The organism is Paraburkholderia sp. IMGN_8, from assembly GCF_038050405.1.
In the GTDB taxonomy this organism is placed as follows: Bacteria; Pseudomonadota; Gammaproteobacteria; order Burkholderiales; family Burkholderiaceae; genus Paraburkholderia.
Window position 1 is genome coordinate 3,795,609 of record NZ_CP150900.1, and the last position, 18,076, is coordinate 3,813,684.

At 62.6% G+C, this 18,076-nt stretch carries 17 protein-coding genes; 10 read left to right on the top strand and 7 right to left on the bottom strand.

Annotation, left to right across the window (positions count from 1 at the left end; genetic code table 11):
* The first annotated feature begins 34 nt into the window (after positions 1 to 34).
* From WN982_RS17250 to WN982_RS17270, 5 genes are all read left to right on the top strand, one after another.
* The gene (locus WN982_RS17250) at positions 35 to 859 is read left to right on the top strand and encodes a crotonase/enoyl-CoA hydratase family protein (RefSeq protein ID WP_341313131.1); all 825 of its coding nucleotides are present in this window, start codon (positions 35 to 37) and stop codon (positions 857 to 859) included.
* Positions 860 to 1,071: 212 nt separating this feature from the next.
* Entirely contained in the window at positions 1,072 to 2,238 is a 1,167-nt protein-coding gene (locus WN982_RS17255) for an MFS transporter (RefSeq protein ID WP_341313132.1), read from the top strand.
* A gap of 161 nt (positions 2,239 to 2,399) precedes the next feature.
* The gene (locus tag WN982_RS17260) at positions 2,400 to 3,560 is read left to right on the top strand and encodes an MFS transporter (protein WP_341313133.1); all 1,161 of its coding nucleotides are present in this window, start codon (positions 2,400 to 2,402) and stop codon (positions 3,558 to 3,560) included.
* 127 nt (positions 3,561 to 3,687) lie between these two features.
* Complete coding sequence (locus WN982_RS17265; RefSeq protein ID WP_341313134.1) at positions 3,688 to 5,463, top strand: PQQ-binding-like beta-propeller repeat protein; 1,776 nt, start codon at positions 3,688 to 3,690, stop codon at positions 5,461 to 5,463.
* A gap of 267 nt (positions 5,464 to 5,730) precedes the next feature.
* Positions 5,731 to 6,861, top strand: a complete 1,131-nt coding sequence (locus WN982_RS17270) for an IS481 family transposase (protein WP_341313135.1) — start codon at positions 5,731 to 5,733, stop codon at positions 6,859 to 6,861.
* Between the two features lie 242 nt (positions 6,862 to 7,103).
* On the opposite strand, the gene fahA is transcribed toward WN982_RS17270, so the two are convergent.
* The 3 genes from fahA to WN982_RS17285 are packed head-to-tail and all read right to left on the bottom strand — an operon-like array spanning position 7,104 to position 11,154.
* Entirely contained in the window at positions 7,104 to 8,402 is a 1,299-nt protein-coding gene (fahA, locus tag WN982_RS17275) for a fumarylacetoacetase (RefSeq protein ID WP_341313136.1), read from the bottom strand.
* Complete coding sequence (hmgA, locus tag WN982_RS17280; RefSeq protein ID WP_341313137.1) at positions 8,399 to 9,745, bottom strand: homogentisate 1,2-dioxygenase; 1,347 nt, start codon at positions 9,743 to 9,745, stop codon at positions 8,399 to 8,401. The genes fahA and hmgA overlap by 4 nt, the downstream gene beginning before the upstream one ends.
* Positions 9,746 to 9,792: 47 nt before the next feature.
* A complete protein-coding gene (locus WN982_RS17285) occupies positions 9,793 to 11,154 on the bottom strand; it encodes an MFS transporter (protein ID WP_341313138.1) in 1,362 nt (453 codons plus the stop codon).
* A 330-nt stretch (positions 11,155 to 11,484) separates the two neighbouring features.
* On the opposite strand from WN982_RS17285, the gene WN982_RS17290 reads away from it, so the two are divergent.
* On the top strand, positions 11,485 to 12,318 hold the full coding sequence (locus WN982_RS17290) for a diguanylate phosphodiesterase (protein WP_341315828.1): 834 nt from the start codon (positions 11,485 to 11,487) through the stop codon (positions 12,316 to 12,318).
* Positions 12,319 to 12,396: 78 nt separating this feature from the next.
* On the opposite strand, the gene WN982_RS17295 is transcribed toward WN982_RS17290, so the two are convergent.
* A complete protein-coding gene (locus WN982_RS17295) occupies positions 12,397 to 13,182 on the bottom strand; it encodes an IclR family transcriptional regulator (protein ID WP_341313139.1) in 786 nt (261 codons plus the stop codon).
* A gap of 94 nt (positions 13,183 to 13,276) precedes the next feature.
* Here WN982_RS17295 and WN982_RS17300 point away from each other — a divergent pair, with 94 nt between their 5' ends.
* Entirely contained in the window at positions 13,277 to 14,467 is a 1,191-nt protein-coding gene (locus tag WN982_RS17300) for an acyl-CoA dehydrogenase (RefSeq protein WP_341313140.1), read from the top strand.
* Positions 14,468 to 14,573: 106 nt separating this feature from the next.
* On the opposite strand, the gene WN982_RS17305 is transcribed toward WN982_RS17300, so the two are convergent.
* Positions 14,574 to 15,212: a peroxiredoxin gene (locus WN982_RS17305; RefSeq protein ID WP_341313141.1), complete on the bottom strand. Its 639-nt coding sequence runs from the start codon at positions 15,210 to 15,212 to the stop codon at positions 14,574 to 14,576.
* A gap of 356 nt (positions 15,213 to 15,568) precedes the next feature.
* On the opposite strand from WN982_RS17305, the gene WN982_RS17310 reads away from it, so the two are divergent.
* From WN982_RS17310 to WN982_RS17320, 3 genes are all read left to right on the top strand, one after another.
* Complete coding sequence (locus WN982_RS17310) at positions 15,569 to 15,871, top strand: DUF883 family protein (RefSeq protein ID WP_341313142.1); 303 nt, start codon at positions 15,569 to 15,571, stop codon at positions 15,869 to 15,871.
* Between the two features lie 139 nt (positions 15,872 to 16,010).
* Positions 16,011 to 16,397 (top strand): phage holin family protein, encoded by a 387-nt coding sequence (locus WN982_RS17315; RefSeq protein WP_341313143.1) that lies wholly within the window; start codon positions 16,011 to 16,013, stop codon positions 16,395 to 16,397.
* A 106-nt stretch (positions 16,398 to 16,503) separates the two neighbouring features.
* Complete coding sequence (locus tag WN982_RS17320) at positions 16,504 to 16,983, top strand: DUF3318 domain-containing protein (RefSeq protein WP_341313144.1); 480 nt, start codon at positions 16,504 to 16,506, stop codon at positions 16,981 to 16,983.
* Between the two features lie 136 nt (positions 16,984 to 17,119).
* Here the strand turns inward: WN982_RS17320 and WN982_RS17325 are convergent, their stop codons facing one another.
* Positions 17,120 to 17,551: a type IV pilin protein gene (locus tag WN982_RS17325; protein WP_341313145.1), complete on the bottom strand. Its 432-nt coding sequence runs from the start codon at positions 17,549 to 17,551 to the stop codon at positions 17,120 to 17,122.
* 11 nt (positions 17,552 to 17,562) lie between these two features.
* Entirely contained in the window at positions 17,563 to 18,009 is a 447-nt protein-coding gene (locus WN982_RS17330) for a hypothetical protein (RefSeq protein WP_341315829.1), read from the bottom strand.
* Positions 18,010 to 18,076 lie beyond the last annotated feature (67 nt).

The window sequence follows — 18,076 nt, forward strand, 5'->3', positions numbered from 1 at the left end:
TCGGCGGGCGTCCGCAGGTCTTACGGAAACAACGATGATATCCACTCAAAATTTCAATGAACACGTGCGTATCGAAGCCGATGAGGCCACCGGCGTCGCCACCATCGTGCTCGATCGTCCCGCACGGCGTAATGCCGTCGACCGCCCTACCGCCGATGCGCTCAGCGCCGCCTTCCGCCGTTTTGAAGCGGAGCCGGCGTGGCGTGCGGCGGTGCTGTTCGGCGCGGGCGGCACCTTCTGCGCCGGCGCGGACCTCACCGCGCTCGCCGACGACACACGCCGTAACGAACTGCACGCCGACGGCAGCGGCCCCGGCCCGATGGGACCGACGCGCATGGTCTTCAGCAAACCGGTGATCGCCGCCATTGCCGGATACGCCGTCGCGGGCGGCCTGGAACTGGCGGCGCTGTGCGATTTGCGCGTGATCGAAGAAGACGCGGTGCTCGGCGTGTTCTGCCGGCGCGTCGGGATTCCGCTGATCGATGGCGGCACGATCCGTCTGCCGCGCCTGATCGGGCTCTCACGAGCGCTGGACCTGATTCTGACCGGCCGCGCCGTGAACGCGCAGGAAGCGCTCAGCTTTGGCCTCGCCAACCGCATCGTGCGCACGGGCGAGGCTCGCGCCGCGGCCGAACAGTTGGCCGCCGAACTGGCGGCGTTTCCGCAAGCGGCGTTGCTGGCCGACCGGCGCTCCGCGCTCGAAAACAGCATGCTCGACGATCTCGCCGACGCGCTGCGGCGCGAAGGCGCCGGCGGCTATCAGGCCGTGTTCGACGAAGGCGTCGCGGGCGCCGCCCGTTTTGCCGATGGCGCCGGCCGCCACGGCGACACGCTCGGCCCCGGCGGCAGCGCTCGCTAGATCCCGGCCGACCGTCGCCAAATCGTCGGCAAGGCCCGTCCCGGCGCGCCTTTCAACGAAAAACAACACTCCGCTGGACGCTCAGCAAAGCCGTTTTGACTTAGGTAGAATCCCTTACTGCCTAACCCTTGCACGGCGCATGCGCTCTTCGCCCCGAAAACGCGCGCCTGCCGCGTGGCGCTCCCCGTCACGCCGATTCTCGCTCCGTCATCATGCCTTTACCCCTGCTCGCCCTCGCCGTTGCCGCCTTTGGAATCGGTACCACTGAATTCGTGATCATGGGGTTGCTGCCCGATGTCGCGCGTGACCTGGCCGTGTCGATCCCGGCTGCCGGCATGCTGGTGTCGGCCTACGCGCTTGGCGTCACGATCGGCGCACCGATCGTCGCGATCGCGGTGGCGAATATGCCGCGCAAGAAGGCGCTGATGAGTCTGATCGGCGTGTTTATCGTCGGCAATCTGCTGTGTGCAATCGCCCCGGGCTACGCGGTGCTGATGGCCGCGCGCATCGTCACGGCGTTCTGCCACGGCGCGTTCTTCGGCATCGGTTCGGTGGTCGCAGCGGGTCTGGTCGCGCCGAACCGCCGCGCACAAGCAATCGCACTGATGTTCACCGGCCTCACGCTCGCCAACGTGCTCGGCGTGCCGCTTGGCACCGCGCTCGGCCAGGCGGTCGGCTGGCGCGCGACCTTCTGGGCGGTCACCGGCATCGGCGTGCTCGCCGCGGGCGCGCTCGCCGTGTGCCTGCCGGCAAAGATCGACATGCAGAAGGCCAGTCTCGTCCGCGAATTCAGCGTGTTGAAGAATCCGCAAGTGCTGATGGTGCTCGGCATCAGCGTGCTCGCGTCGGCCAGCCTCTTTTCGACCTTCACGTACATCACGCCGATTCTCGAAGACGTGACCGGCTTCACGCCGCATGCGGTCACGCTGGTGCTGCTGCTGTTCGGCCTCGGCCTGACGGTCGGCAGCACGCTCGGCGGCAAGCTGGCGGACTGGCGGCTGATGCCCTCGCTGGTGGCGTTTTTGCTGACGATCGTCGTGATCCTGACCATCTTCGCCAGCACGATGCACGCGGAGATTCCGGCGATGATCACCATCTTTGTGTGGGGCATTCTGGCCTTCGCAATCGTGCCGCCGCTGCAAATGCTGATCGTCGATCGCGCGAGCCATGCGCCGAATCTGGCATCGACCTTGAATCAGGGCGCATTCAACCTCGGCAATGCGACGGGTGCCTGGCTCGGCGGCATGGCGATCGGCGCAGGCGCGCCGCTGACTACCTTGCCGTGGGTCGGCGTGGCGACCTCGATCGGTGCACTGGGTTTGACGCTGTGGTCAGTGTCGATCGACCGGCGTACGCAACGGATGGCCGTGCCTGGTTAAGTACGGGCGCGGCCCGCTGTCTGCCCCGGCCGCGCCTGGAAAGCACTTTCGAACGCGGCCTTCGTCCGCAGTCATCCGATCTTCCCAACACCGCTCACAAAACCCCTCGGAAAGCCGCGCAAAGGTACGAATGACCGGCGGCCGTAGTAGCATCTCGGCCGATGAAAGTCATCTTCACTCGCGATTTCTTCGCCCTGATCCTGAGTGTCGCCGTTGTCGGATTCGGTAGCGGCGCCACGCTTCCCCTCACGGCCCTTGCGTTGACGCAAGCCGGCTACGGCACCGACGTGGTCGGCCTGCTGACCGCCGCGCAAGCGGGCGGCGGCCTTATCGTCGTACCAGTGGCAGGCTGGGTGGCCACGCGTTTCGGCGGACGGCAGGTGATCGTCGGCGCCGTGCTGACGGTTGCGGTCGCAACCGCATTGATGCAGTTCACGTCGAACCTGTGGGTCTGGGCCGTGCTGCGCGTGCTGTGCGGCGCGGCGCTCATGTTCCTCTTCACGATCGGCGAAGCATGGGTCAACCAGCTCGCCGACGATGCCACGCGCGGCCGCGTCATCGCGATCTATGCGACCAACTTCACGCTGTTCCAGATGGCCGGCCCGGTCCTTGTGAGCCAGATCGCCGGCTATATGCACGGGCGCTTCCTGATCTGCGGCGCAATCTTCCTGCTGGCGTTGCCGGCGCTCGCCACCATCCGCAAGACACCGCAAGCTTCCGGGGAAGAACATGCGGCGCACGGCAGCTGGCGCCACGTGTTGCCGCAGATGCCGGCGCTCGTGATCGGCACGGGCTTTTTCGCGTTATTCGACACGATCGCGTTGTCGCTGCTGCCGCTCTTCGCGATGTCGCACGGAATAACGAGCGAGGTGGCCGTGCTGTTCGCCTCAGCGTTGCTGCTCGGCGATACGACCTTGCAGTTTCCGATCGGCTGGCTCGCCGACCGGCTCGGCCGCGAACGGGTGCATATCGGCTGCGGTGTGTTCACCGTGCTGTTGCTGCCGTTCCTGCCATGGGCGATCACGTCGCCGTGGCTGTGCTGGCCGCTGCTGTATGTCCTCGGCGCGGCCGCGGGCGCGGTCTACACGCTATCCATGGTCGCGTGCGGCGAACGTTTTCGCGGGGTCGCGCTGGTATCGGCGAGTTCGCTGATGGGCGCATCGTGGAGCGCGGCGAGTTTCGGCGGCCCATTAGTGGCCGGCGCGCTGATGAAGGGCGTCGGCGATGACGCGATGGTCGGCGTGCTGTTCGTCGCGGCGCTCGCGTTTCTCGCCGCCGCGTGGCGGGAAAGACGGCGAGCACCGCTGCGCGCGATCGGATGACGCTCCGGCACTGATTTTTGGCGCGTTCGCCAACACGCCAGGTGCTACCTTTAATGCCACATTGCACGGCACTTCGCTGGTGTGGCCGATCTCTCCTGGCGTGGACGCCGGCAATGGGGAGAACGCCATGCAAACGCTGCCCATCCTGCGCCGTTTTTACCTGCTGAGCGCGCTGATTTTATGCGCCGTGATCTTCTTGAGTTGCGGCGGAGGTGGTGGCGGTGGGACCTCAGGCACGGCCAGCACCGGTGGTAGCGGCTCAGGCAGTGCAACGACTGGAACGGGAAGCGGCAGCGGCAGCACAACCGGCGGGACCGGAAGCATGGGCGCTACGGGCAGCACGAGCACTTCAGGTCCAGGCACTTCTTCAGGCGGCACCGCGATGTCCGCCGCCGGCGATGTCGTGACCTACCACAACGACATTGCGCGCACCGGCCAGAACCTCAACGAAACCATGCTCACGCCCGCGAACGTCAACGCAACGACATTCGGCAAGGTCGGCTTCTTTACGGTCGACGGCAAGGTGGATGGAGAGCCGCTTTTCGTCGGCTCGCTGGCGATTGCCGGCGGCACGCATAACGTGCTGTACGTCGTGACTGAACATGACAGCGTGTTTGCGTTCGATGCCGACACCGGTGCGCAACTGTGGAAAGTGTCGGCACTCGGCACCGGCGAAACACCGAGCAACGACCTCGGTTGCCCCCAGATCACTCCTGAGATCGGCATCACGTCGACGCCGGTCATCGACCGCTCACGCGGCGCGCACGGCACGATCTTTGTTGTCGCGATGACGAAGGATTCTGGCGGCGGCTTCCACCAGCGCGTACATGCGCTCGACCTCGCGACCGGCGCCGAACTGCTCAACGGACCGACCGAAGTCACTGCATCCTATCCGGGTACCGGTGCGAACAGTTCGAACGGCCGCGTCGTGTTCGCGCCGTCGTCTTATGCCGAACGCGCGGCGTTGCTGCTGCTCAACGGCGTCATCTACACGACGTGGACCTCGCATTGCGACGCGGGCGCGTATACCGGCTGGATTATCGGCTACAGCGCCGACACTTTGCAGCAGACATCCGTACTCAACGTCACGCCGAATGGTTCGGCCGGTTCAGTCTGGATGAGCGGCGCCGGCCCTGCGTCGGACGGCTCGTCGATTTATCTGCTCGACGCGAACGGCACGTTCGATACCACCTTGAACGCCAGCGGCTTTCCTGCACAAGGCGACTTCGGCAATACGTATCTGAAACTCGGCACGACCGGCGGGCTGTCGGTCGCGGATTATTTCGCGATGTCGAACATTGTTCAGGAGTCCAACGCCGATGAGGATCTTGGCTCGGGTGGTGCGCTCGTGCTGCCGGATCTCGCGGATGCGAGCGGCGCTGTTCATCATCTCACCCTGGGAACGGGTAAGGACGACATCATTTATGTCCTGAATCGTGACTCGATGGGGAAGTTCAACGCCGCCGGCGACAACATTTACCAGGAGATTCCTGCGCAGTTGAGCGGTGGCGAATTTGGCATGCCGGCCTATTTCAACAATACGGTTTATTTTGGCTCCGTCAGCGATCATTTGAAGGCGTTCACGATTATCAATGCGAGGTTGTCGGCGACGCCTTCCAGTCAAACGGCGATGAGTTTTGTTTATCCCGGGACTACGCCGAGTGTATCGGCCCATGGATCTGCTAACGGTATCGTGTGGGCGGCCGAGAATGGCAACGTTGCGGCGTTGCATGCGTTTGATCCTGGCAATCTTGCCACCGAGTTTTACAACAGCAATCAGATGGGGACGCGTGACCAGTTCGGTGCTGGGAATAAGTTCATCACGCCGATGATTGCTAATGGGAAGGTTTATGTTGGGACCACGAATGGCGTCGCTGTTTTTGGTCTTCTGACGAAGAGTTGATATGTGGTTTTTTTGCGCGTAGCGGGTGGGTTGGTTGTTTGCCTACGGCGTTGGGGTTTGCTTGAGCTTGTTTTGCCTGCGCGGCGCTTTTTGTCTGTGTGCCTACGGTGGTGGCCTTTCCTTGATTTCTTAGTGGTCTATTAGCGTCGCCCCTGTGCGGGGCAGGCACTTACTTTCTTTGCCGCCGTGTATAGACCGGGGACATAGCTGACAGGTGTGCGGGGACATGGTTGACACTTCCGGGTATTAAAACGCCCGGTCCCGACCATGCCCTGGAACGCAAGAGACACCATGAGCCTCCGACAGGAATTTGTTCATCTGGCCAGTCAGGACACCCTGACGATCACCGAGTTGTGCCAGCGCTTCAACATCAGCCGGCAGACCGGCTACAAATGGCTTAAGCGTGGCGAGAACGCGCTGTCAGATCAATCACGGCGCCCAGCCACCAGCCCCTTGAAGACTCCCGCTGCCATGGAGCAGGAAGTGGTGCGGCTGCGCCAGGCCCATCCGCGCTGGGGCGGGCGCAAGATCAGTCGGCGCCTGCAGGATCTGGGCTTTGAGGCGGTGCCGCAGCCCAGCACCGTGACCGACATCCTGCACCGGCATAACCTGATCCTGCCGACCGATTCAGCAATGAGCGAACCGTGGAAGCGCTTTGAACACGAGCAGCCCAACGTACTCTGGCAGATGGATTTCAAGGGTCACTTCGATACCCTCCAGAAGCAGCGTTGCAGCCCCCTGACGGTGCTGGACGACCACTCGCGTTTCAGCATCCTGCTGCGTGCCTGCGGGCCGACGGACACCTCGACCGTGCAGGCGGGATTACGTGAGGCGTTTGGGCACTACGGCCTGCCGTTGCGCATCAACACCGATAACGGCTCGCCGTGGGGTTCGCCCAGCAGTCCGGGGCAGCTTACCGAGCTGGCCGTCTGGCTGATCCGGCTGGGTATCCGTATCAGCTACAGCCGGCCGTATCACCCGCAGACCAATGGCAAGGATGAGCGGTTTCACCGTACGTTGAAGGCTGAAGTGCTGAACGGACGAAGCTTCGCTACGCAGGAGCACGTGCAACAGGAACTGGACCGCTGGCGCACCGTGTATAACTGCGAACGTCCGCACGAGGCGATTGGCATGGACACGCCGGTCAGCCGTTACAAGCCCAGCCCCCGGGCGTATCCATCGATCCTGCAGGAGCCTGAATACGGCCCGGACGACGTGGTGCTACGAGTCAGGTCAGATGGCCAGCTACGCTTTAAGGGACGGAAACTTAAGGTCTCGAACGCACTTTATGGACTGCCGGTTGCGGCACGCGCAAAGGTGGGCGAAGACGGCGTATTTGAATTCTGGTTTGCACATCACCGCATCCTCACCCTTGACCTGAGGAGCGAGAATCACTGACCATAAAGTGTCAACGATGTCTCCGCACGTTTGTCAATCATGTCCCCGGTCTATACACCGCCGCAAAGAAAGTAAGTGCCTGCCCCGCACAGGGGCGAAGCTAATAGACCACTAAGAAATCAAGGAAAGGCCACCACCGTAGGCACGCAGACAAAAAGCGCCGCGCAGGCAAACAAGCGCAACCAAAAGCAAAACCCACCGCCGTAGGCAAATCAACCAACCCACCCGCCACGCGCAAAAAATCACAGCGCCGCAGGCAAAATCTCCCCAATACACGTGCCAAAGCCGACCCGATATCCATCGCCCTGACACCATCCAGCCAGCGTCAGTTCATCCCCATCTTCGATAAACGCCCGCGTGCCGCCCTCCTTCAACTCCAACGGTTTCTTCCCATTCCAGGTCAGCTCCAGCAGACTGCCAAACGAATCTTCGGTCGGCCCGCTGATCGTCCCCGATCCCATCAAATCGCCAACCCGCGTATTACACCCCGACACGGTGTGATGCGCGAGTTGCTGCGCCATCGTCCAGTACATGTGCTTGAAATTGGTCCGCGCAATCGTACTCGCCTGCTTCGCGTGCAGCGGGCGCAACTTCACTTCCAGCGAGATATCGAAAGCATGCTTACCGTCGTGACGCAGGTACGCCAAAGGCTGCGGCTCCTGCGCCGGCTGCGCGACGCGGAACGGTTCGAGCGCGTCGAGCGTCACGATCCACGGGGAAATCGTGGTCGCGAAGGTCTTCGCGTTGAACGGGCCGAGCGGCACGTATTCCCATTGTTGAATATCACGCGCGCTCCAGTCGTTCAGCAACACCATGCCGAAAATGTGCGCTTCGGCATCGGCACATGCAATCGGCTCACCCAGGGCATTGCCCTGACCGATCACGAAACCCGTCTCCAGTTCGATATCCAGCTTACGGCACGCGCCGAACACCGGACGCTCCCGATCGGGCAGCTTCAATTGCCCGTTGGGACGGCGCACCGGCGCGCCGCTCACCACCACCGACGAAGCGCGTCCGTTGTAACCAATTGGCATCTCCGACCAGTTCGGCAGCAGCGCATTCTTCGTATCGCGAAACATCGAACCGACGTTCGTCGCGTGCTCCTTCGACGAATAGAAATCGGTGTAGCCGGGAATCTGCACGGGCAGATGCAGTTGCGCGTCGGACTGGCGTACCAGCACCTTTGAACGCAATACCGCATCGTCGCGCAAGGTGGCGGTGTCGCGAGCCAGCAGGCTGCTCAACTGGATGCGCACGCCGCGCCATGCATCGCGGCCGAGTGAGATGAAATCGTTGAGCGTGTCGCGCGCAAACACGCCATCCTTCGACACGTTCAGCAATCCTGCCGCTTGCAGCGCCGCCAGATCGGCGATCTCATCGCCGATCGCCACGCCCACGCGGCGCGTGGCATTGTTCCTGTCGCTGAAAACACCGAACGGCAGATTCTGAATCGAAAAATCGTTCGTCGAATCGTTCGCCGATTCGATCCAGCTCTTGCGCGACGGATCGAGCGTCGCCTGAAGATCGCTCAACGCGTTCATCGTTGCTCCGGATTGAAATGTTTCTTGAGACCTTGCCAGCACTCGTAGTAATCCGCCTGCAATTGCGCGGTTTCGAGCGCGAAACGGGTCGGCTTGATCAGTGTGCGGGTTTCGAACATGAAGGCCATCGTGTCGCCGACTTTCGTCGGCGTCGACGTATCGCTATGCGAAGCTTTCTCGAAGGTGTCCGCGTCCGGGCCGTGACCCGACATGCAGTTGTGCAGACTCGCGCCGCCCGGCACGAAACCCTCGGCCTTCGCGTCGTACACGCCATGCACCAGCCCCATGAATTCACTCGCGACGTTGCGATGGAACCAGGGCGGGCGGAAGGTATCTTCGGCAGCGAGCCAGCGCGGCGGGAAGATCACGAAGTCGATCGTATCGACGCCAGGCGTATCGCTTTGCGATTGCAGCACGAGGAAAATCGACGGATCCGGATGATCGAAACTGATCGAGCCGATCGTGTTGAAGCGACGCAGGTCGTACTTGTACGGCGCGTAATTGCCGTGCCACGCCACCACGTCGAGCGGCGAATGACCGATGTCCGCACGCCACAGATTGCCGTTCATCTTCGCGACGAGTTCGAAGTCGCCTTCGCGGTCTTCATAGGCAGCGTGCGGGCTCAGGAAGTCGCGCGGATTGGCGAGGCCGTTCGAGCCGATCGGGCCGAGATCCGGCAGACGCAGCAGCGCGCCGAAGTTCTCGCAGATGTAGCCGCGCGCCGCGCCATCCGGCAAGCTCACCGCAAAGCGGACGCCACGCGGGATCACCGCGATTTCGAACGGCTCGACATCGAGCAGGCCGAGTTCGGTCGCGATATGCAGGCGCCCTTCCTGCGGCACGATCAGCAGTTCGCCGTCCGCGCTGTAGAAGAAGCGGTTCTTCATCGACCGGTTCGCCGCGTACAGATGAATCGCGCAACCGTTCATCGCTTCCGCCGAACCGTTGCCCGCCATCGTTACCCAGCCGTCGACGAAATCGGTCGGCTCGGTCGGCGTCGGCAAGGGGTCCCAGCGCAACTGATTCGGCGGCGTCGGCGGCACTTCGGCGAAGTTGGCGACGAGCCGCTCCGACGGCAGCGGCGTGAACGGCTTATGCATCGCGGCCGGACGAATCCGGTATAGCCACGAACGGCGGTTATGGCCACGCGGCGCGGTGAACGCAGTGCCCGACAATTGCTCGGCATACAGGCCAAAGGCCGCGCGCTGCGGGGAATTGCGGCCTTCGGGCAGCGCGCCCGGCAATGCCTCCGTCGCGAATTCGTTCGCAAAACCCGACTGGTAGCCCGGCTCGATTTCAAGCCGCGAACTGGCGGTATTCGGCGTACGTGTTTGGGTATCCATACAAGGTTCTCCGTTGATACTCGATGTGCCGACGTGAGCTGTCTACGTCAGGCCGTCTGCGGCGCCGCTGGGCCGCGTTGCCGCGTCGCGCCGGCCAGCGCGATCACCAGCAGCGCGGAGCAGAGCACCGGCACGGCGGCCGCATGAAAGAGCGATGCGTTCGACCAGTTCAGCGCGATCAGTTGCCCGCCGACCAGCGGCCCGATCACCGAGCCGATCCGTCCGATGCCGAGGCTCCAGCCGATGCCGGTCGAGCGCAGCGCGGTCGGATAAAAATGGCCGGCCAGCGCGTTGACAGCCGGCTGCCCGCCGACCACGCAAAAGCCGCCCGCGAACACGACGATCAGGAGCCACGGCAGCGCGTGCGCGGCTGTGCCGATGGTGCCGACCGCCAGCGCCGCGCCCGCGAAACACACGAACAGCACGCGCACGAAACCAAAGCGTTCGATGAACCAGCCGAGCAGCAGCGTGCCGACCACGCCGCCCGTCTGCAGCACCGTACCGACGATCACTGCCGTGCTCGGCGAGTAGCCGGCATCGCGCATCACGGTCGGCAGCCAGTTCGACAGGAAGTACAGATCGATCAGGTTCATGAAGCTGATCGCCCACAGAATCAGCGTGACCGGGCCGCGGCCGGCGCGAAACAGTTCGGCGACCGGCGCGCCGTCGTTGCCTTTCTCACGTACTACGACACGTGTGTTCGCATTGATTGGCAGCGTCGGATCGAACTTCGCGAGCCAACGCAACGCGCGCTCGCGGCGCCCCTTGAGCACCAGAAATTGCAGCGACTCCGGCAATGCGGCCAGCATTGCGAACGCAAGCAGCAAGGGCACCGCGCCGCCGACCCAGAACACCGCGCGCCAGCCATAGGCCGGAATCAGCGCGGCGCTGATAAAGCCGCCGAGCGCCGCGCCCAGCGTGAAGCCGCACGACACCAGCATCATGCGCTTGACGCGATGCGCGGGCGTCGAGAACTCGCCGACCAGCGCCATCGCGTTCGGCATGATGCAGCCGAGCCCGAGGCCGGTGATGAAGCGCAATGCGATCAGCGCGGGGATCGTCGTGACGAACGGCGTGGCGAGCATCGACAGCGCGAAGAAGAGCGTCGCGCCGATCAGCACCGGGCGGCGGCCGATCCGGTCGGCCAGCACCGACAGGCCCAACGCGCCCAGCAGCATGCCGAACAGGCTCGCGCTGAACACCGGCCCGAGCGCCGCCTTCGACACATGCCATTCGCCGATCACGCTCGGCGCGACGTAGCCCATTGCCTGCGCATCGAAACCGTCGATCACGAGACACAGCCCGCATAGCGCAAGCAGCATCCATTGAAAGGCCGGGTGATGCGTTTCGCCGAGCACGCGCTCGACTTCGATCATGTTGGCGGCGGCCGGAGCCGGTTTGGCGCTCATTGGGCTGTCCCCTCATCCTGACTGGATTGTTTGGTGGCCACGCAATTGCGGCGGGATAAGAACGCGCGCCTTCGACGCAGACGCGATCGCCCACCGCATCGGCGCGACAATTTACGTATGGTAAAACTAATTACGTATAGTGAAATTAACGTATACCCTGAATGATCCGCCTGGAAGCCGGAGCGGCCCGTCGCACAAGCGTTCGGCCGATAACGTTATGAGCATTTTGTTCATGTACGCGCGGTGCGGACTGCTACCATCAAGAGACGCGGCAATCGAGTCGCGTTGCCGAGCGCCGAGCGCGCACCTACTGCCATCTATTCGCCCTTCATGATTCCGCCGACCATCCCCGACCTCATTGCCCGCGCCGCCAATCACCCGTTTCTCGGCGAACATCTGGCGATGGGAACAGGCGTGCTTGGCGAAACCGCGCTGGCCGAATTCGACGGCATCCAACTCGGCAGCGCCTATGAGCCGATCTTCGACATCAGCGTGCATTCGTTGGCGCAGTCGCTTTCGTCGGGTCCTGAGGGCGTGGACCGTTTCGGCGATGAACTGGGCTTTCAGGCAGTCACGCAGCGCCTCGACGGCCAACCGTTCGACATCTTCGATCCATTCGAGCGCATCGCCGACGATCAGGAACTGGTCGCACTCGACCGCATGTCACGCGCGCTGCACGCAATCAATTTCTTCGGCACGCAGCGGCATGGGCTGCTGTTTTTGCGCGTGCATGAGCGCTTGCTGAAAAGCGTGAAGTACGACCATGGACGGCATTTTTCGAGCGTGCTGGTGTCGTTCGGACTGAATCCGTCGCGCGTGGTGATCGAGTTGCCTGCGGCGGCGGTCGCGCACAAGACCTTCCTCGGCTATCTGACCAAGAGCTATCAGCGCTACGGTTTCAAGGTGGCGGGCAACCTGTCGAACGCGGGGCAGATTCTGTCGGTGTCCGATACGGCGCGGCTCGACTTCATCAAGATGGATGCGGCGGTCGCGTTGCGCGACTCGACGGTGAAGCCGCTAGTCGGCTATGCGAGCCGGCTGCGAATTCCGCTGATCTTCAATCGCGTGATGGATGGGGCGCAGTTCGATCTGCTTCAACAGTACGACGTGCGCTTCGTGCAAGGGCCGTTGTTCAACGCGCATTATCACGATCGGGCGGCTTGAGGCTTGGCGTTGCCGCGGCGTTTTGCTTTTAGTTTTAGTTTGAGTTTGCGTTTTGAAGGCAGCTTCTCACATTGCACTTCAACCCGTATCGCCCAATCGCCGCGCCAGTGCTTTTAAGCGCGGCGCCACGTTTTCCCTGAACACCTCCTCTCCCATCGACGATGCCGGCCCGCTGCAACTGAGCACCAGCCAGCGGCCTTCGCGCGGCTCGCGAAACGGCACCGCCACCGCGTTCACGTCGTCATGCCACGCGCGGAAAGAAAAACAGCAGCGCTCCCGCGCGAAGGCTTCGATCTCGACTTCAGCGTCGGCCACTAACGCCGGACCGTCTTTGCCGGCTGCCTTTTTCAGTTCGGCCAGCAAGGCCGCGCGCACGTCGGCAGGCTGTATGGCGAGATACGCGCGCCCCATTGAACTCGTCAACATCGACAGCTTCGAACCGGACGCGAGCCCGAGCGTCAGCGCGGTTTCACTGCGGATGGTCTCGAGATAGATCATGTCGAGGCCGTCGCGGCAACCGAGCGACACCGCCGCGCCCACTTCGCGTGCGAACGTGCGCATGTGCGGGCGCGCGAGTTCGAGCGTATCGGTGCCCGACAGCAGCGCGAAACCGAGCGACAGCACACCGGCATCGAGCGCATATTTGCCTAGTGTTTCGTCCAGACGCAGATAGCCGAGCACGGTCAGCGTGTAGGCCAGACGGTTGACGGTCGCCTTCGGCAAGCCGGTGCGTTCGACGAAATCGCGGTTGCCGAGCATCGTTTCGCCCGGCTTGAACGCACGCAGCAGATCCAGTCCACGTGCGAGGGCGACGACGAATTTGCGCTCGTCGAGCGGTTCGGAGAAAGTGGATACGGGCGTCATGTGGTGATACACTCGGTCGTGGTTTGCAAAACATTGTTTCGCATAGCGGAACTTAAGTCAAGCTCAAGTCAAGTAAGGAATCAGGAGATACGCCATGGCCGAGGCCGCGCAGTTTCACTGGGAAGACCCGTTGCTGCTGGATCAGCAGCTCACCGAAGACGAACGCATGGTGCGCGACGCCGCCGCCGCGTACTCGCAGGACAAGCTCGCGCCGCGCGTGCTCGAGGCGTTCCGTCATGAAAAGACCGACATCGAGATCTTCCGCGAGATGGGCGAGCTCGGTCTACTCGGTCCGACGATTCCCGAGCAGTACGGCGGCCCCGGTCTGAACTACGTGGCGTACGGCCTGATCGCGCGCGAAGTGGAGCGCGTGGACTCCGGCTACCGGTCGATGATGTCGGTGCAGTCGTCGCTGGTAATGGTGCCGATCTACGAATTCGGCTCGGACGCGCAAAAGCAGAAATACCTGCCGAAGCTCGCCACCGGCGAGTGGATCGGCTGCTTCGGCCTGACCGAACCGAACCACGGCTCCGATCCGGGCAGCATGGTCACGCGGGCAAAGAAGGTCGACGGCGGCTACTCGCTGTCGGGCTCGAAAATGTGGATCACCAATTCGCCGATCGCCGACGTGTTCGTCGTGTGGGCGAAGCTCGAAGAGAACGGCAAGGACGCGATCCGCGGCTTCATTCTCGAAAAAGGCTGGAAAGGGCTGTCGGCGCCGACCATCCATAGCAAGGTGGGCTTGCGCGCGTCGATCACCGGCGAGATCGTGCTCGACGAAGTGTTCGTGCCGGAAGAAAACCGCTTCCCGGAAGTCAGCGGCCTGCGCGGTCCGTTTACGTGCCTGAATTCGGCGCGCTACGGCATCGCCTGGGGTGCGCTCGGCGCGGCTGAATCGTGCTGGCACACGGCGCGTCAGTACGTGCTGGATCGCAAGCAGTTCGGCCGGCCGCTCGCCGCAAACCAATTGATCCAGAAGAAGCTCGCCGACATGCAAACCGAAATCACGCTCGGCCTGCAAGGCGTGCTGCGCCTCGGCCGGATGAAGGACGAAGGCACCGCGGCAGTTGAAATCACCTCGATCATGAAGCGCAATTCATGCGGCAAAGCGCTGGACATTGCGCGGCTCGCTCGCGACATGCTCGGCGGCAACGGTATTTCGGACGAGTTCGGCATTGCACGGCATCTGGTGAATCTGGAAGTGGTGAACACGTACGAAGGGACGCACGATATCCACGCGCTGATTCTCGGGCGCGCACAGACCGGGATTCAGGCGTTCTTCTGATGACGCGTTGCCAGTTGGCGTCGGGCGATTGAAAAAGGCCGGTTCTTTCGAACCGGCCTTTTTTCGTTGCAGCGCCGCGGCTTTATACCGCGGCTTCCCGCGCAGCTTACTTGTTCGGCTGCGGCGTCATGCGCAGATACGGGCGCAGCGCCTTGTAGCCCTTCGGGAATTTCTGCCTGATCACTTCTTCGTCCTTCAACGACGGCACGATCACCACGTCATCGCCCTGCTTCCAGTTGCCGGGCGTAGCGACCGAATGGTGGTCCGTGAGTTGCAGCGAGTCGATCACGCGCAGCACTTCGTCGAAGTTACGGCCGGTGCTGGCCGGGTACGTGATGATCAGCCGCACCTTCTTCTTCGGATCGATCACGAACAGCGAGCGGACCGTGAGCGTTTCGTTGGCGTTCGGATGGATCATGTCGTACAGCTCGGCGACCTTGCGATCGCCGTCGGCGAGAATCGGAAAGCCGACGTTGGCGGCCTGCGTCTCGTTGATGTCCTTGATCCATTCCTTGTGCGACTCGGCGCTGTCGACCGACAACGCGATCGTCTTCACGTTACGCCTTTCGAATTCGCCGGCCAGCTTGGCCGTCAACCCCAGCTCGGTCGTGCAGACCGGCGTGAAGTCAGCCGGGTGCGAGAAGAGCACGCCCCAACTATCGCCCAGCCATTCGTGGAACTTGATGCGGCCGACACTCGACCCCTGTTCGAAATCCGGTGCGATGTCGCCAAGACGTAGACTCATGTTGCAGCTCCTTGATGTATTCGGACATTCCGTGCGAGCGTTCGCCCGCAGCGCTCCGCTAAAGCGCGCCTCGCAAAAATACAGCATACGGGAGCGACGGTACACGGCGAACCAAGATTGCGTCACTACTTTATGCGTTTTTGTAATTTTCAGTGCTTTGGTGGAAACTTCGCGGGACAGATCAACTCAATCTCAGGCAAACTTTGCTGCGCGGCGTACGTGATAGTGGAATTTTTTGCGCGACCTCAACCGGGAACGGTTCGTGCATCGGTTCGAACGAATCGGGCACTGCGCTCGCCAGCGGCCGTTTCTTTGGTTACGATTCACGCGTGGCGTGAGACGAAGGGGAGCTGTCAATGTCGGAAATCAACAAGGAGAGATTGATGTCGGATATCAAAACCGTCCTCGCGGACGCTGAAGATCTGCTGAAGCAAGCCGCGAGCGCCACCGGCGAACGTGCTTCGGAATTGCGCGAAACGGCGCTTTCGCGCCTGAAGCAGGCTCGGGAGAAGGCGGCTGACGTGCAGGTCGTCGTGGTCGAGAAAGGCAAGAAGGCTGCCCGCGCCACCGACGACTACGTGCACGAACATCCGTGGGCATCCATCGGCATCGCCGCGGGCGCCGGCGTGCTGCTGGGGCTGTTGATCAACCGCAAATAAAAACTGGTCTCGCTGCCGGACGAATGACGACCGGCACACGAGCGAATTGAGTTGACCGGCGCCTGCCTGGCCGGTCCGCTTCTCTTGGCGCGCTCGTTCCCGCGCGCCGGTTAGGCCATCACGCGCAACGCTCATAGCCATGACGATCGACACACAATCGCAGCGCGGGGAACACAGTCCGTTGCGCCGCATCATCGGTTCCGTGTTCGCCATTCTGCAAACGCGGCTTGAACTGGTCGGCATCGAACTTGCCGAAGAAAAAGACCGTCTACTCGCGGTGCTGTTCCTCGGCCTCGCGGCTTTGATGCTCGCCACGATGGCCTTGTTCGCCTTGACGGCGCTGATTGCCATCGCGTTCTGGGACACCTATCGCTGGCAGACGCTCGCCGGCATCACGGTGGTTTACGCAATTGCCGGATTGGCCTGTGCGCTGAAGGCGCGCAGCGGTTTGCGCAATGCGCCGATGGCCTTCGAAGCCACGATTGCCGAGTTCGAAAAGGACCGCGAAATCTTCCGTAAGCCGTGACACGGCCGGGAGCAAGGGGCGCTTGAAGCGCCCTGTGCCTTCCGCATCTACCGCGAGCGTCTAGCACAGCCGTTTTACCGCCCTCCACTACTGCCGCCGACACGCCATGAGCCAAAGCCATTCCGATACCGCTTTCCGCAACACGCGCCGCCAGGTCAAAGATTTGAGCGCGCCGCATCTGCGAGCGTTACGCAAGGAACTGCTGATGGTGCGCGCGGATGTCGAGCGCGTGGAACTCGCTCAAGCGACCGTCGACCTGCGGCAAGCGGTCGCGCATTTCAGCTGGCTCAAATTCATCGTGCCGGGATTCGGCGGCATACGCATGGGCAGCGGATCGAAAACAGGCTTTCTGAACGCAGGAACCATCGGCGCGCTACTCAAACAGTACCCGCTCGTCAGTTCGATTGCGTCGATATTGCTGGCCAAGCCTCTGCGCGCTACCGTCCTGGCCAGCGCGAAACCCGTGCTCAAGTGGGGCAGCCTGGCACTTGCCGGTTGGGAAGCGTACCGGATCTGGCAGCAGATAAAGAGCGATCCCAATAAGTCGACCGGTGGCAAAGCGGAGCCTGCCGACAGCGGCCCCTGAACCGCGCGGCTACGATGTTCTCCGGATAGCTAATTGATCCGCATGCGGTTTGACTTTGAGTCGGTGGCGCTGAAGGACCTCGGATCGTTTATCTACCCGGCTTGAACTCATTGGCTCGCACTATTTAGCTCGTTCTCTAACTCGTGTTCCAGCATTCGCCGCTTGCCGGCGCCACGCCGTTTGCCCCACTTCTATTGCTTCGCAGCCCCGTTGCATCGAGGGTAAAGATGCCGCAGGCGTCGTCCCGCATTGGGCCGGCTCCGGTTGGCGCAGCCTCCACTAAGTACCCGCCGTTTGCTTCGTCCGCGGGCAGCACCCGTACCCGATAAACCGGCGTGCCGAATTGCGGCGCCTGATCGAGGCCCGGCGGCAATGTCGCAGCGCTGTCGCTTGCCGCTCCCTCGACAAATTGGGCTGCCCGATAAAGTGCGGACGCTGCATCAATTCGGTGCGTTCGCGCGACGTGGCTCCGGTACGACGGCACCGCAAACACCACTAGCGTCGCGGCTACCGCCAACGCGATCATGAGTTCGAGTAGCGTGAACGCGGATGTGTACAGTTTAGTCATGAGCCATCCCCTCAGAATGGCCGTGCGGCAACGCGTCGCCAATGCCGCTCGATCCGCGCGCCATCGATCACGAGTTCCATCTGTAGCCATACCTGAGACTCCCTAGTCCGGCCAAAGCCACGCGCGGTCAGTAAATACGCCTGGGCATTGGCGCGAGTGCCCAGGCGCCACGCTTCGATCATGCACTGCGGCGCACGCAGCGAGCCGGGCCATTGCGCGATGGGCGTGACGGCGCCTGCTTCAAAGGCGGCTTCGAGCTTCCATTGCGTAGGCTCGCCGGTTGCGGGCGGCGCGGCCGCAATCGGCTCAACTGCTGCAGCGGCAGCGACGTTGCGGGCGCATAAAGTCAGCGCCGAATCCGCAGCGTGAAACGCCTGCAAATAGTCGCGCACGTTAGTCGCGCCGCGCGCCGCCGCAAGCGATGTCTCGAACCAGGCGGCAGAGGTGGTCAACAGCATCGTGGAAATCAGCAGGACAATCGGCAAAACGGCGCCACCAGTGCGGAGGCGGCAGATGCGATAGGTA